Origin of the sequence: Streptomyces sp. AV19 (assembly GCF_015999245.1) — a bacterium.
Classification (GTDB): Bacteria; Actinomycetota; Actinomycetes; order Streptomycetales; family Streptomycetaceae; genus Streptomyces.
The window spans coordinates 181,609-195,333 of sequence record NZ_JAEAMR010000004.1; the positions used below are offsets into that span (position 1 = coordinate 181,609).

At 71.0% G+C, this 13,725-nt stretch carries 14 protein-coding genes; 4 read left to right on the forward strand and 10 right to left on the reverse strand.

The features are described 5' to 3' along the window. Positions 1 to 140: 140 nt before the first annotated feature. The 4 genes from I5Q34_RS05605 to I5Q34_RS05620 are packed head-to-tail and all read right to left on the reverse strand — an operon-like array spanning position 141 to position 4,775. The gene (locus I5Q34_RS05605) at positions 141 to 1,007 is read right to left on the reverse strand and encodes a carbohydrate ABC transporter permease (protein ID WP_199891030.1); all 867 of its coding nucleotides are present in this window, start codon (positions 1,005 to 1,007) and stop codon (positions 141 to 143) included. Continuing rightward, positions 1,004 to 2,374 carry an extracellular solute-binding protein gene (locus I5Q34_RS05610; RefSeq protein WP_277965647.1) on the reverse strand — a complete coding sequence of 457 codons (1,371 nt, stop codon included), beginning with the start codon at positions 2,372 to 2,374 and terminating at the stop codon, positions 1,004 to 1,006. The genes I5Q34_RS05605 and I5Q34_RS05610 overlap by 4 nt, the downstream gene beginning before the upstream one ends. Before the next feature lie 38 nt (positions 2,375 to 2,412). Then, positions 2,413 to 3,123, reverse strand: a complete 711-nt coding sequence (locus I5Q34_RS05615; protein WP_199891031.1) for a response regulator — start codon at positions 3,121 to 3,123, stop codon at positions 2,413 to 2,415. Continuing rightward, positions 3,120 to 4,775, reverse strand: a complete 1,656-nt coding sequence (locus I5Q34_RS05620; RefSeq protein WP_199891032.1) for a sensor histidine kinase — start codon at positions 4,773 to 4,775, stop codon at positions 3,120 to 3,122. The genes I5Q34_RS05615 and I5Q34_RS05620 overlap by 4 nt, the downstream gene beginning before the upstream one ends. Before the next feature lie 186 nt (positions 4,776 to 4,961). Between I5Q34_RS05620 and I5Q34_RS05625 the strand changes: the two genes are divergently transcribed. From I5Q34_RS05625 to I5Q34_RS05640, 4 genes are read left to right on the forward strand one after another with little or no spacing between them, the layout of a single operon-like run. Next, entirely contained in the window at positions 4,962 to 6,320 is a 1,359-nt protein-coding gene (locus I5Q34_RS05625) for a cation:dicarboxylate symporter family transporter (protein WP_199891033.1), read from the forward strand. 60 nt (positions 6,321 to 6,380) lie between these two features. Continuing rightward, on the forward strand, positions 6,381 to 6,752 hold the full coding sequence (locus tag I5Q34_RS05630; RefSeq protein WP_199891034.1) for a helix-turn-helix transcriptional regulator: 372 nt from the start codon (positions 6,381 to 6,383) through the stop codon (positions 6,750 to 6,752). Next, positions 6,749 to 7,840, forward strand: a complete 1,092-nt coding sequence (gene arsB / locus I5Q34_RS05635) for an ACR3 family arsenite efflux transporter (RefSeq protein WP_277965646.1) — start codon at positions 6,749 to 6,751, stop codon at positions 7,838 to 7,840. The genes I5Q34_RS05630 and arsB overlap by 4 nt, the downstream gene beginning before the upstream one ends. After that, positions 7,833 to 8,240, forward strand: coding sequence for an arsenate reductase ArsC (locus I5Q34_RS05640; protein ID WP_199891035.1), 408 nt, complete (start codon positions 7,833 to 7,835; stop codon positions 8,238 to 8,240). The genes arsB and I5Q34_RS05640 overlap by 8 nt, the downstream gene beginning before the upstream one ends. Before the next feature lie 284 nt (positions 8,241 to 8,524). Here the strand turns inward: I5Q34_RS05640 and I5Q34_RS05645 are convergent, their stop codons facing one another. Genes I5Q34_RS05645 through I5Q34_RS05670 form a run of 6 tightly spaced genes read right to left on the reverse strand, consistent with a single transcriptional unit; the run spans position 8,525 to position 13,678 of the window. Continuing rightward, on the reverse strand, positions 8,525 to 9,379 hold the full coding sequence (locus tag I5Q34_RS05645) for an alpha/beta fold hydrolase (RefSeq protein WP_199891036.1): 855 nt from the start codon (positions 9,377 to 9,379) through the stop codon (positions 8,525 to 8,527). Beyond that, on the reverse strand, positions 9,376 to 10,350 hold the full coding sequence (locus I5Q34_RS05650; RefSeq protein WP_199891037.1) for a VlmB-like protein: 975 nt from the start codon (positions 10,348 to 10,350) through the stop codon (positions 9,376 to 9,378). Before I5Q34_RS05650 ends, I5Q34_RS05645 begins: the two co-directional genes overlap by 4 nt. A 42-nt stretch (positions 10,351 to 10,392) precedes the next feature. Continuing rightward, on the reverse strand, positions 10,393 to 11,379 hold the full coding sequence (locus tag I5Q34_RS05655; RefSeq protein WP_277965645.1) for a bifunctional lysylphosphatidylglycerol flippase/synthetase MprF: 987 nt from the start codon (positions 11,377 to 11,379) through the stop codon (positions 10,393 to 10,395). Further along, positions 11,376 to 11,879 (reverse strand): hypothetical protein, encoded by a 504-nt coding sequence (locus I5Q34_RS05660; RefSeq protein ID WP_199891038.1) that lies wholly within the window; start codon positions 11,877 to 11,879, stop codon positions 11,376 to 11,378. Before I5Q34_RS05660 ends, I5Q34_RS05655 begins: the two co-directional genes overlap by 4 nt. Next, entirely contained in the window at positions 11,879 to 12,346 is a 468-nt protein-coding gene (locus I5Q34_RS05665; protein ID WP_199891039.1) for a type II toxin-antitoxin system RatA family toxin, read from the reverse strand. Before I5Q34_RS05665 ends, I5Q34_RS05660 begins: the two co-directional genes overlap by 1 nt. A 12-nt stretch (positions 12,347 to 12,358) precedes the next feature. Beyond that, complete coding sequence (locus I5Q34_RS05670) at positions 12,359 to 13,678, reverse strand: aspartate aminotransferase family protein (protein ID WP_234428448.1); 1,320 nt, start codon at positions 13,676 to 13,678, stop codon at positions 12,359 to 12,361. Between the last annotated feature and the right edge of the window lie 47 nt (positions 13,679 to 13,725).

Consider the following 13,725-nt stretch of genomic DNA (forward strand, 5'->3'; position numbering starts at 1 on the left):
TTCGAGAGCGAACGGAGCGGGGTCGATTGTATTCGGGGAGTGATCCCGGTGCGGAATTCGGGGCGGAAAGGGGAGGCGGTGGCCAATTTATGCCCCCGCCGGCCCGTTGTGACGGCGGCCCGTACCAGCGACCGCCACCCTCACCCGTCCTCACGCAACAACCGCACATACACCACCGAGAACACCGCCCCCACCACCAGCAGAAGCAGCGCCACCGCCGTCCCGTAACCGATCAGCGACTTGAGGAACGCCTGGTCGTACATGAACACGGGCAGCGTCTGGCTGCGGTTGGCCGGGCCGCCGCGGGTCATGGACCAGATGAGGCCGAAAACCGACAGGGTCTGAAGGGTGTTGAGCATGAGGTTGGTGCCGATGGAGTGGCGGAGGAGGGGGAGCGTGATGTGGCGGAAGCGGCGGAGGCCTGTCGCGCCGTCCACCAGGGCCGCCTCGTGGACGTCCTGGGGGATCTCCGCGAGCGCGGCGGAGTAGACCAGCATGGAGAACGCCGTGCCGCGCCAGACGTTGGCGAGGGAGACGGCGAGCAGGGGGAGGGTGAACAGCCAGTTCTGGGGCGGGAGATGGAGCTGTTCCAGGATCGCGTTGAGCGTGCCGCGCCGGTGGAAGAAGGTGTAGAGGAGGAACCCCGCCACGATCTCGGGCAGCACCCATGCCGCGACCACCACCGACCCCGTCAGCGTCCGCACCGGGCGCGAGGCCCGGCGCATCAGCGCGGCCAGCGCGAAGCCCAGGGCGTTCTGGCCGACGATGGACGAGGCGACGGTGAAGACGACCGTGAGCACCACCGCGTTGCGGAAGTCCGCGTCGGCGAACGCGTGCCGGAAGTTGGCCAGGCCCACCCAGGACGCCGACGACTGCCCGGTCAGCCGGGTGTCGGTGAACGCGAGGAGCACGCACCACACGACCGGCCCGGCGAGGAAGAGGAGCATCAGGACCGTCGCCGGGGCGAGAGGCAGCCAGCGCAGGGCGGCGGGGCGACGGCGGGTCATGACCCGGCCGCCCGCGCCGTGTCGGCGAAGGAGCGCAGCGCCTCGTCGTAGTCCCGCGCGGCCTCCGCCACGGACGCGTCCCCGGTGGCGACCGCCTCCGTCGCCTCCTGGATCGCCCCGGAGACCTGCGGGTAGACGGGCAGCGCCGGGCGGTGCCGGGTGTAGCGGACCAGGTCGGTGAAGAAGCCGATGCCCGGGACGTACGAGCGGTACGCGGGATCCGCCGCGACGTCGTCCCGCACCGCGATCTGGCCGTCCCGCACCGTCCACTCCAGCGCGTTGTGCCGCGACTGGAGGGTCTCGATCACCTGCCAGGCCAGGTCCGCCTTGCGGGAGCGGGCGCTGATCGCCCAGGTCCAGCCGCCGGAGAGGCTGACCCGGCCGGGGGCCGCGCCGTCCCGCGTGGGGAAGGCCGCCCGGCCCATCACCCGGTCCCAGCCGGGCCACGGCCGCGCGCCGTCGCGCGCCCAGAACTTGGGGAGCCAGCTGCCGTCCAGGGCGATGGCGAGCTTCCCCGAGGGCAGCCACTCGGCGGTGACGCGGGTGCTCACGTTGGGGTCGAGCGCGTCGGCGGGCTCGGGCCCGAGCCTCTCGGCGTAGACGGTGCGGACGAAGCCGAGCGCGTCGCGGAAACCCCGGCTCCCCGTCAGCCACTTCTTCCGGCCCGGGTCGTAGAGCGGGTCCTTCCCCGTCCCGTACAGCAGCATCCCGAAGCCCTGCATCGACGTCGCCTCGCCGGGCCCCTTGCCCGTGTAGAGGTGGAAGGGGATCACCCCGGGCAGGCGCCGCTTGAGCGTACGGGCCGTGTCGAGGACGTCGTCCCAGGTGCGCGGCCGCCAGTCGGCGGGCAGCCCGGCCCGGGCGAAGAGCTCCTTGTTGAACCACAGGCCCCGGGTCTCGGTCCCGTCCGGCACGCCGTACGTCCGCCCGTCCCCGGCCCGCCCGAGCTCCTTCGCGGCGGGCAGGTAGCGGTCCCGGTCCTGCCACCCGGCCACCTTGTCGTCCAGCGGTCTCAAGTAGCCGCTGGTGACGTCGGAGTCGAGGACCGCCGAGTCCTCCCGGACGAGGTCGGGAGCCGTCCTCGGCGAGCGCATCATCTGCTGCACCTTGGTGGCGTAGTCGTTCTGGGACGCCTGGACGGGCATCAACTTCAGCCGCTTGCCCGGGTGTTCACGCTCGAACTGCTTCTTGATCCCGCCCAGGTAGTCGTCCAGGACGCGGTACTTGTTGTCGGTGCTGCGCTGGTAGACGACCTTGACGGTGTCCGGGTCGCCGCCCGGATCCCCGCAGGCGGCGAGCGCGGCGGCGAGGAGAGCGACGGTCAGGGCGGTGGTCCCGGTGGTGCGGAACCAGGGGCGCACGGGCACGGCGACCTCCCACGGTCCGGAGCCTCGGTGGCACCGGATTACGTTCCCTGCGCGCCGCCCGGGCGAACTCCGGTGAGCCAGCGGTACCGCAACTCCGGCCGGCCCACCTGTCCGTACTGCGGCGCCCGCGCCGCCCGTCCCGTGGTCACCAGGTGTTCCAGGTAACGCCGGGCCGTGATGCGGGAGATGCCCACGGCGGTGCCGGCCGGGCCGGCGGCGATGCCGGCGGGGCCCGCCGCGCGCAGGGTGTCGGTGATCGCGGCGAGGGTGTCCGTGCTCAGGCCCTTGGGGAGGGACGCGGGGCGGGGGGCGCGGAGGGCGGCCAGGGCGCGGTCGACCTCGTCCTGGCCGCTGGCCTCGCCCGCGGCGGCGCGGAACTCGGCGTAGCGGACGAGGCGGTCGCGCAGCGTGGTGAAGGTGAAGGGTTTGAGGACGTACTGGACGACGCCGAGCGAGACGCCCTCGCGGACGACGGTCAGGTCCCGGGCGGAGGTCACGGCGATCACGTCCGCGGTGTGCCCGGCGGAGCGCAGGGAGCGGAGCAGGCGCAGGCCGTGGCCGTCGGGGAGGTAGAGGTCGAGGAGCAGGAGGTCGGCGGGGGAGCGGGCGAGGAACTTCGAGGCGTCGCCCACCGAGTGCGCCACGCCCACGGTGGTGAAGCCCGGCACCCGGCCGACGTAGAGGGCGTGGGCGTCGGCGGCCACGGGGTCGTCCTCGACGACCAGGACCCGGATCGGGGACGGCGTCACGCACTGCCTCCCCGGAGCGGGAGGAGGACGGTGAACTCGGCGCCGCCCAGGGGGGACCGGGCCACCGTGACCGTTCCGCCGTTGCGGACGGCCGCCTGCCGGACCAGCGCCAGGCCCAGGCCGCGGCCGTGCGGCGGGGCAGGGGAGCGGGCGGCCTCGGTGGCCTTGGTGGACCAGCCGCGTCGGAAGATCTCGTCCACCGCCCCCGGGGCGAGGCCCGGGCCGGAGTCGCCGACGCGCAGCAGCAGGTCGTCGTCGCCGTCCGGGCGGATGGTGACGGCGACGCGGGCGTCCGCGCCGGAGCGGTGGCCGTCGGGCCGCGGGCCCGCCGCGTCCACGGCGTTGTCGATGAGGTTGCCGAGCACGGTGACCAGGTCGCGGGTGGGCAGGGCCGGCGGCAGCAGGCCGTCGTCGAGGTGGGTGTCGGCGGTGAGCAGCAGGTCCACGCCGCGCTCGGCGGCGTGCGCGGCCTTGCCGAGGAGGAGGGCGGCGAGGACGGGCTCGGCGACGGCGGCCACGACCTCGTCGGTGAGGGCCTGGGCGAGCTCGAGTTCGGCGGTGGCGAAGCCGACGGCCTCGTCGGTGCGGCCCAGTTCGATCAGGGAGACGACGGTGTGCAGCCGGTTGGCGGCCTCGTGCGCCTGGGAGCGCAGGGCCTCCGCGAAGCCGCGCACGGAGTCCAGTTCACCGGAGAGCGCGGTGAGTTCGGTGTGGTCCCTGAGGGTGACCACGGTGCCGCGCCGCTCTCCGCCGGAGACCGGTGAGGTGTTGACGACCAGGGTCCGCTCGGCGGTCAGGTGCACCTCGTCCACCCGCCGCTCGGGCGCCAGCAGGGCCCGGGTGAGGGACGGGGGCAGGCCCAGGCCGGCGACGGGCCGGCCGACGACGTCCGTGCCGCGCAGGCCGAGCAGTTCGCGTCCGCCGTCGTTGACGAGCGCCACCCGCCGCTGCCCGTCCAGCATCAACAGCCCCTCGCGCACCGCGTGCAGGGCGGCCTGGTGGTAGTCGTGCATCCGCGCCAGCTCCGCCGCGTTCATCCCGTGGGTGTGCCGGCGCAGCCGCGCGTTGAGGAGGTACGTTCCGGCACCGCCGACGGCGAGGACGGCCAGCGCCACGCCCAGCAGCGCGACGACCTGCCGGCGGATCTGCGCGCTGATGGTGTCCACCGTGATGCCCGCGCTGACCAGTGCGGTGACCCGGCCGTCCGGCTCCCGGACGGGGGCGACGGCGCGGACGGAGGGGCCGAGCGTGCCGGTGTACGTCTCCGAGAACACCCGCCTCCGCAGCGCCGGGCCGGTGTGGCCGAGGAACGTCTCGCCGATCCGGGCCGGGTCCGGGTGCGTCCAGCGGATGCCCCGCGGGCTCATGATCGTGACGAAGTCGACGCCGGTGTCGTGCCGGACCCGCTCGGCGTACGGCTGGAGTTCGCCCGCCGGGTCCGGGGCGCGGACCGCCGAGCGGACCGCGGGGGACGCGGCCACGGCGGTCGCGGCCGCGGTCACCTCGCGGCGCGCCGCCTTCTCGGCCTCGGCCCGGTCGGAGAGGTAGGCGAACGCCGCGCACCCCGCCACGACGGCGGCCACCAGCACGATCTGCACGGCGAAGAGCTGACCGGCCAGACTGCGGGGGCGGGGGAGTCGGGGTGGGCGCATGGGCGACAGTGTCCCCCGGGCCCTCGCCGTGAACGTAATGCACGCAAGGGTGACCGCGGTCACAGGGGACGTGCATAGTCTCCGGGACCCCCGCGCGTCGGGGCCCGGCTCGTCGGGAGAGCGGGTCCGGAGGCGTACGGGGGCCGTGAACCACGAGCCGTGAGCCGCGAACCGAGGAGCCCCCCCATGACCGATCAGTCGTCGTCCCCGCCCGCCCGGCGGGACCGCACCCACTACCTCTACCTCGCGGTCATCGGGGCGGTGCTCGCGGGCGTCGCGCTGGGCTTCGCCGCGCCCGGGGTGGCCGTCGAACTCAAGCCGCTGGGCACCGGCTTCGTGAACCTGATCAAGATGATGATCTCGCCCGTCATCTTCTGCACGATCGTGCTGGGCATCGGTTCCGTGCGCAAGGCCGCCAAGGTCGGCGCGGTGGGCGGGCTCGCGCTGGGCTACTTCCTGCTGATGTCCACCGTCGCGCTGGCCATCGGCCTGCTCGTCGGCAACGTCCTGGAGCCGGGCAGCGGCCTGCACCTGACCGACGCCGTGCGGCACGCGGGCGAGAAGCAGGCGGAGGGGGCGCACGAGTCGACGACCGCGTTCCTGCTCGGCATCATCCCCAAGACGCTGGTCTCCGCCTTCACCGGCGGGGAGGTGCTCCAGACGCTGCTGGTCGCCCTGCTCGCGGGCTTCGCCCTGCAGGCGATGGGCCCGGCGGGCGAACCGGTGCTGCGCGGCATCGGCCACCTCCAGAAGCTGGTCTTCCGCATCCTGTCCATGATCATGTGGGCGGCGCCGGTGGGCGCGTTCGGCGCCATCGCCGCGCTCGTCGGGGCGACCGGCGTCGACGCGCTGAAGTCGCTGGCCGTCATCATGATCGGCTTCTACGTGACCTGTCTGCTGTTCGTGGTGGTCGTGCTGGGGGCGTTGCTGCGCCTGGTGGCCGGGGTGAACATCTTCGCGCTGCTGAAGTACCTGGGCCGCGAGTTCCTGCTGATCCTGTCCACATCATCGTCGGAGTCCGCGCTGCCGCGGCTCATCGCGAAGATGGAGCACCTGGGCGTCAGCCGCCCTGTCGTCGGCATCACGGTGCCGACCGGCTACTCCTTCAACCTGGACGGCACGGCCATCTACCTCACCATGTCCTCGCTGTTCATCGCCGAGGCGCTGGACAAGCCGCTCAGTCTGGGCCAGCAGGTCTCGCTGCTGCTGTTCATGATCGTCGCCTCGAAGGGCGCGGCGGGCGTGACGGGCGCCGGGCTGGCGACGCTCGCCGGCGGCCTCCAGTCCCACCGCCCCGAACTCGTGGACGGCGTCGGCCTGATCGTCGGCATCGACCGCTTCATGAGCGAGGCCCGCGCGATGACCAACTTCGCGGGCAACGCGGTGGCGGCGGTGCTCATCGGCACGTGGACGAAGGAGATCGACCGGGCGCGGGTGGACGAAGTCCTGGCCGGGCGCCTGCCGTTCGACGAGGCGACGCTGGCGGCGGACGGGCACGGGCCCGCGCCGGCGGTGGCGGACGCGAAGGAGCCGGCGGGGGTCTGAGGCCGTCCGACGCCCATGCCCGGCCTTGCGCCCTGGATCGACGGGCGTCAATATAGACGCATGTCGAATCAGGGATTGACGGTGCTCGGGCAGGGCGACGGTGACGGCTGCTGCCCCGGCCTGCTGACCGCCCCGCTGGACGAGGACCGGGCGGCCGAACTGGCCAGGGTCTTCAAGGCCCTGGGCGACCCCGTCCGGCTGCGGCTGCTGTCGATGATCGCGTCCCGGGCCGGCGGCGAGGTGTGCGTCTGCGACCTCACCCCGGCCTTCGACCTGTCCCAGCCGACGATCTCCCACCACCTCAAGCTGCTGCGCGAGGCCGGGCTGATCGCCTCCGAGCGGCGCGGGACGTGGGTGTACTACCGGCCGCTGCCGGAGATGACCGACCGGCTCGCCGCCGTCCTCACCCGCCCCGCCGAGGTGCCTTCGTGAGCCCCCGGGCGGGCGGCGGTGGTCCGGTGGCGGCCCGCCTCTCCTTCCTCGACCGCTGGCTCGCGGTGTGGATCCTCGCCGCGATGGCCGCCGGCCTCGGCCTGGGCCGGCTCGTCCCCGGGCTGGGCGACGCGCTGGCGGGCGTCACCGTCACCGGCGTCTCGCTGCCCATCGCGCTGGGCCTGCTGGTGATGATGTACCCGGTGCTGGCCAAGGTCCGCTACGACCGCCTCGACGCCGTCACCCGCGACCGCCGGCTGCTGATCCCCTCGCTGGTGCTCAACTGGGTTGTCGGTCCGGCGGTGATGTTCGCGCTCGCCTGGCTGTTCCTGCCGGACCTGCCCGAGTACCGCACGGGACTGATCGTCGTCGGGCTGGCCCGCTGCATCGCCATGGTGATCATCTGGAACGACCTGGCCCGCGGCGACCGGGAGGCGGCGGCCGTCCTGGTGGCGCTCAACAGCGTCTTCCAGGTGATCGCGTTCTCCGCGCTCGGCTGGTTCTACCTCTCCGTCCTGCCCGGGTGGCTGGGCCTGGCGACCACCGGACTGGACGTGTCCGTGTGGGAGATCGCCCGCAGCGTCCTGGTCTTCCTGGGCATCCCGCTCGCCGCCGGGTTCCTCACCCGCCGCCTCGGCGAGCGGGCCAGGGGCCGCGCCTGGTACGAGTCCGTGCTGCTGCCGCGCGTGGGGCCGTTCGCCCTGTACGGGCTGCTGTTCACGATCGTCGTGCTCTTCGCGCTGCAGGGCGACGCGATCACGTCCCGTCCGCTGGACGTCGTACGGATCGCGCTGCCGCTGCTGGTCTACTTCGCCGTCATGTGGGCCGGGTCCATGGCCCTCGGCCGGGCGGCCGGACTCGACCACGCGCGGACGACGACGCTGGCGTTCACCGCCGCGGGCAACAACTTCGAGCTGGCCATCGCCGTCGCGATCGCCACCTTCGGGGCGTCCTCGGGGCAGGCGCTGGCGGGGGTCGTCGGCCCCCTCATCGAAGTCCCCGTCCTCATCGGCCTGGTGCACGTCGCGCTGGCCTCCCGAGCCCGCTTCCCCTCGCCCCTGGCTCCGGAAGGATCCGCAGGTGTCTGAACTCCCCAAGCCGTCCGTGCTGTTCGTATGCGTCCACAACGCCGGGCGCTCCCAGATAGGCGCCGCCTTCCTCGCCCACCTCGGCGGCGGCCGCGTCGAGGTCCGCTCCGCCGGCTCGGCGCCGGCCGACGCCGTCAACCCGGCCGTGGTCGAGGCGATGCGGGAGGTCGGCATCGACATCGCCGCCGAGACGCCGAAGATCCTCACGGCGGAGGCCGTGGAATCCTCGGACGTCGTCATCACGATGGGCTGCGGCGACGCGTGCCCGTACTTCCCCGGCAAGCGCTATCTGGACTGGCGGCTGGCGGACCCCGCCGGGCGGGGCGTGGAGGCGGTCCGCCCGATCCGGGACGAAATCGAGGGGCGGGTACGGGGGTTGCTCGCGGAGCTGGGGGTTTGACTGCGGGCCGTCAGTGGGATGAGGAGCGAGCCCCGCCCCCGCCGACATCGTCACCGCCGCCGACCGCCTCGCCCCCTTTGGCGCCAGAGCACCGCCACTGGCGGCCGGCAGCAGGCCGAAATGCACCCGCGCGTTCACATATGCCAGCATCGCCGCCGACAGCGGGGACGTGAAATGGTCCGCGACCAGGGGGCACCCAGCTTCTGGTAACACGCAATGGACTGCCCGACGGAGGAAGCAGGTCCGCTGTCAAGCAGTTCATGCAATCGTTTCGACTGGCGGGCCTACCCGCCGTAGGCGTCCGCCCATGCGCGGATGCGGTTCGCGATCGGGCCGGAGTGGCGAACCCAGCGGAAGTGGTCCAGCCGGACGTCAGCATCGGCTTCGTAATGGTGCCGCGTCAGCTCCACAGAGGGCACCTTGGCACAGAGTCGGTCGACGGCTGTCACTGGTGCCATTTCGTCACCCTCCACCGACACTGCGAGCACCGGCAGGTCCAGTTTGGCGAGCAACGTCTCGTAATCGATGTCGGCGCCGGACGGCTGAAATCGTCCAGTGCGGCAGACTCTTGCCCAGTCCCGCATCAGTACGCCCGATTGGCGTCCGGCGAAGCCCAGCACATCGCCCGGCCAGTACCCGAAGACGGTGCCCATCACCGCCGTCATGTGCGTGCCTGCGAGCACCTTCGGACCGTGGAGACCGGAGAACCCCCGGTAGTCCACCGAGCCTGCGGCTATCAGCACCACACCGTCGATGGTGACCGGGGCGAATGCCGCGTGCAGCAACGAGATTTGGCCGCCCAGGCTGTGCCCCAGCGTGAAGCATGGAATCCCGCCGAACTTTCCGCGCACCGCTGCCAGAACTGCTGGCCAGTCGCGTGTGGCCAGTTCGTGGTATCCATGACGGGCCGACCGGTCGATCCGGGGCCCGCTCGCACCCTGTCCTCGAAGATCGGTGCACACCACGGCGAAGCCCTTACGGGTCAATTCCGCGCAGAACACCCCGTAGTAGTCCGCCTTAACCCCGAGGGCGGGCCATATCACCACCACGCCGGACGGCTGCCCATCGGGGAGCGTGACGCGCGCAGCCAGCACGGCGGACTGGCCTGGCACCGCGACGGCGAGCGTGTCCGTCGTCATCGTGCATTCTCCCCCAGCAGCATGTGGTCCATCCTGGCCTGCTGCGTCTCCTGCGACCAGTTCTCGGCGACAGTCAGCCGCTCCTCCGGTGTAGTGTCCAGCAGGAGCCGCCCCTGCCATACCTCGTACCCTTCGGCCAGTGCGCCGTGTTCCGACATGCCCTCCTGGAAGAGCGCCTCACGCTTGAGCAGCATCTCTTGCATGGGCAGTTCCCGCCACAGCTCGCGCCCCCGGTCGATCACTTCAAGCAGGCGGCCCTTCTCATTCGGGTGCTCGGTCACGTGGCGGCGGATCACCGCGCCGCCGACGGTGAGGTGACGGATCTCGTCGACGTTCGCGGTCCGCTCGACCAACGCAGCAGCCGGGTCGAAGGGCTGCCACTTGCGCTCGCTCAGCTCGGCGGCAGGGGCCAGCACCCCCTCCACCAGTACGGTGAGCACCAGCACGCCGCCGTAGAAATCGCCATTGCCGCGAACCACGGTGAGGCCGAAGTCCTCCAAAGGGTCGAGCACCGCGGCGCGGTCCGCCGCGGCGGTTCGCTCCACCGTGGACGTCAGCTCGCCGGCCGGCACGCCCAGCCGCAGAAGGTGGTCGCGGAAGGCACGGGCGTGTCGGGCTTCGTCGATCAATTGGGTGGAGAAGAACTCAAGGCACTTGTCGTCGGGGGCGTGGAAGACGAGTTGGGTCAGAGCCCGGGTCGCCTTGACCTCGGCGAGGTGTCGGAAGGAGAACTCCGTCACCAGGGCGTCCCGCAGTGGTCCGGGGTGCAGCATGGCATCGGTCGGCCCAGGGTCGGGGATGGTGCCGTCCCGCAGCTGGCGCAGCATGCCGCCCGCGACGTTCTCGAACCAGTAGGTCAGATTGCAGCGTTCCGGCGTCAGGTCGAGATCGCGGGCGCCTTCGAGTACGCGGGGGGCCGACCTTAGGTCGACCTCCGGGGGGAGGGCGGGCAGCACTGGGCTGGTGGTCATGGCGACTCCGTCTGTGGGAAACGGACCGGGTAGGTGTGCCGGTCAGAGGGCATTGGTGACGCGGAGCAGGTTCCAGACCGCGCCAAGGGTGACGCCGCCCTCGAAGGCGGCGTACTCAGGCTCGATCACGTGCGGGTTCCACTTGAGTTTGAATGCTTCTTGGTTGCGGGCCGGGTAGACGATGCGGCCGTGCTTCGCCAGCAGACGGATGACGCGGGTCAGGATGCGGCCGGCGGATGCCGACTCGTGCTCGGACGAGAGACCGGCGAATGGGGTAAGGCCCAGGTGGAGCCAGCCCGTGCCCTCGGAACGGAAGCGCGTGAGCGCGGTGAGGTTGATCAGCTCGACAGTCCCGACTGGGCAGCTGGGCACCCGCCGGGTGAGGTCGTACAGCCAACCGGGCCGGGTGCCATATGCCGGGGAGTAGGTGACGTAACCGATGGTCCGACCCTCGCGTCGTGCGATAAAGGTGCGCCGCAGCGGGGCACCGGGGCCCCCGCGTTCCCCGATCAGGAAGTCGAGCTGCTTGACGTGCCATCCCTTGGCGCGCAGCCATGCGGCATCGATGGTCGCCAGCTCCTCGTCGTGCGCGGCGTCGTGGGTGAGTTCGTCGACGGTCACTCCTTCGCGTCGTGCCCGGGAAGTGTTCTGGCGGACCTTGGCCAGCGCCTGGCCGCGCGTGGTGAAGCGGGACAGGTCGATGCTGTACGAGCTGCCGATCTGGTTGACCGTAAAGCCACGTTCGGCATAGAGGGGGATGTCGGCGGTGCGCAGCTGGGCGACGGTCAGCCTCCCCGCGAGGTGAGAGCGGAACTCCGCCAGCAGCGATGCTTTGTGCTGGGGCGGAGCGAACGGGCCGCCGAACTGGACGACATGTCCGCCACGTTGTTTGTATGCGATCAGACCCGGTACGCGCACGCTGTGGAAGCGCGCAGTACCGGAGTTCATCGCGAGGAATCCGCTCGGGTGGTCGGCGTGGGCGCGCAGGTGTTCCGCAGCATCGGCATGGTCCACGGCAGAGGCTTTCACAGCCGCTCCTTTGGCCGGTCAGGCATAACAGTGCCGGGTCGTTGACCGGCACTGTTCGTCTCGGCAGCGAGTTGCTGGGAGAAGTCGACGAAGGTAGGAAGGGGAGCCGGTTCGAAAGGTACGGCGAAGGGCTTCAGGGAGTTGCCGAGCAGTCCTCGGTCCCCGCAAAGGTGGAGCGGGATGGCGAGTAGCGCCCACTCCGGCTCGACCAACCAGGCCCAGAGCGCGGCGACCATTCCTGCGGTGAGCCAGTTGTGCATGCTGTTGTACAGCACGTAGTACAGCCGGGAGATTCGCCCGCCCTTGGCACGGTGATGAGCCAGCGCGCCGGGGATGTAACCGATCAGGTCGATGTATGCGAACAGGACGACGGCCGGCAGCCAGCGCACCTCTTGCCAGTGCAGAATCATCAGCCCGGCGCATACCGCCAGGCCGATGAGGTACTCGGCGCGCATCAGCCGGTAGGTGGTCGGGCTCTCAAAGCGATTGGCGCGGTCCATCAGCCCGCCGCCCGTACGTTTCCGGTCGAAGTCGACCCGGCGCCCAGCAATCCGTCCAGGACGCTCAGGATGGTTTCTCGCAGCACTCGTTCGGCCACAGGGTCGATGATGCCGGCGAGGCTCGGCAGCCCGAAGTCGAACTTCGCCCCGAAGAGGACGGCACACCCGTCGCCCTCTGTTCGGACTTCCCATTCCCCGGTGAAAGTCTCGAAGTCACCAGTGGTCTGTGTGAAGGAGATCACCCGTCGCTCGTCGTCGAAGCTGTCCGCCTCCGACCAACTGAGCACGCCATTGCGGAAGTCCACCTCCCAGTCGCTGTGCAGCCGCCCAGGTCGGGTGGCCGGGTGAACAGTCACCCGCCGGATGGCCGTGACGAGCGAGGGGTACCGGGCGAAGTCGCCAATCCGGGCGTAGGCGTCCTCCGGGGCGACGCCGTCGAAGTGAGCCTTGAGCTCCACTGATCTCATGGATGTACGCCTCTACTTGTCGGACGGTGCGGACGGTGCCGGTGGCGCCTCGGGGAACCGGTGGGCGAGCGCGCGGGCGGCGGCCGTGACGGCGGTCTCCAGGCGTTCGACGTCACTCTCGCCGAAAACGGCGGGCGGGGTGAAGCGGACCACGGCGTGTGCATTGAGAGAGTGATTGACCACCACTCCGTGGTCGAGCAGGTCGAGGATGAACTCGCCGACAAGCCCGGCATCGTGGAACTCCACCGCGATCAGCAGGCCGCGGCCCCGCACATCGGCGACCAGGTGTGGGCAATGCGCGCGGAGCACGCCAGTCAGCAGGCTGAGGAGTCGGCTCCCGAGCCGGTTGGCGGTGTCGACCAGGTTCTCCTCCTCGATCAGTTCGATGGCGGCGCGGGCGGCGGCCATTGCGACAGGGGCGGCGGAGAACGTTGAGGTATGCAGAAAAGGGTCGCGGTCGAACGCGGCGAACGCCGCCGGCGTGGCGACTGCTGCGGCCACCGGGATCACACCGCCGCTCAATGCCTTGCCGACGAGCAGGACGTCGGGCACGACCCGTTCGCGGTCGGCGCCCCACCAGGTGCCCAGTCGGCCGAGGCCGGTCATTACCTCGTCCACGATGAGGAAGGCGCCTGTGCGTCTGCACAGCTCCTCGACCTGCTTGAGGTAGCCGTCCGGGGGAATCACAACGCCGGCCTCACCCTGTACCGGTTCAACGATCACACACGCGTCGGAGCCGCCGTCGCTCAGCTCTGCCTCCAGTGCCGCGACGTCGCCGAACGGCACGTGTGAGGTGTCGGGCAACAGCGGCCGGAACGGGTCCTGGTAGAGCGGTTTGCCGGTGACGGAGAGGGCGCCGAGGGTTTTGCCATGGAATCCGTTGGCCATGGCTATGAGCCGCCGGTGTCCCAGACTGCGGGCCATCTTCAGCGCCGTCTCGACAGCCTCGGCGCCGGATCCGGTGAAGTGCACGTGTTCCAGGCCAGTTGGCGCGACGCGGATGAGTGCGGCGGCGGCGTGCGCGGCCGAAGGTTCGAGCAGCAGCCGGGTCGAGAGGGGGTGAGTGTGGATTTGCCGTTCGACGGCGGCAACTACCCGGGGGTGACAGGCGCCTGCCAGGAATACCCCGTAGCCCCCGCAGTTGAGGTACTCGCGGCCATCCGATGTCCGAACCACGGTGCCGGCGGACGACGCCTCGATCTGGCCGCCGAACATCTCTCCGATCTTGGCGCGACCCCGGCTGAGGTGTGCGCGGTACAGGGAGGTGATGTCGGCTGGGCTGTCGTGGTCCGTGCGGGACGACAAACCTTCTGTGTCCAGAGCCTGGGGCATTGCCGAACGGTCCTTTCTGACGAACGGGGTGCTGTGCGCGGAGCCCG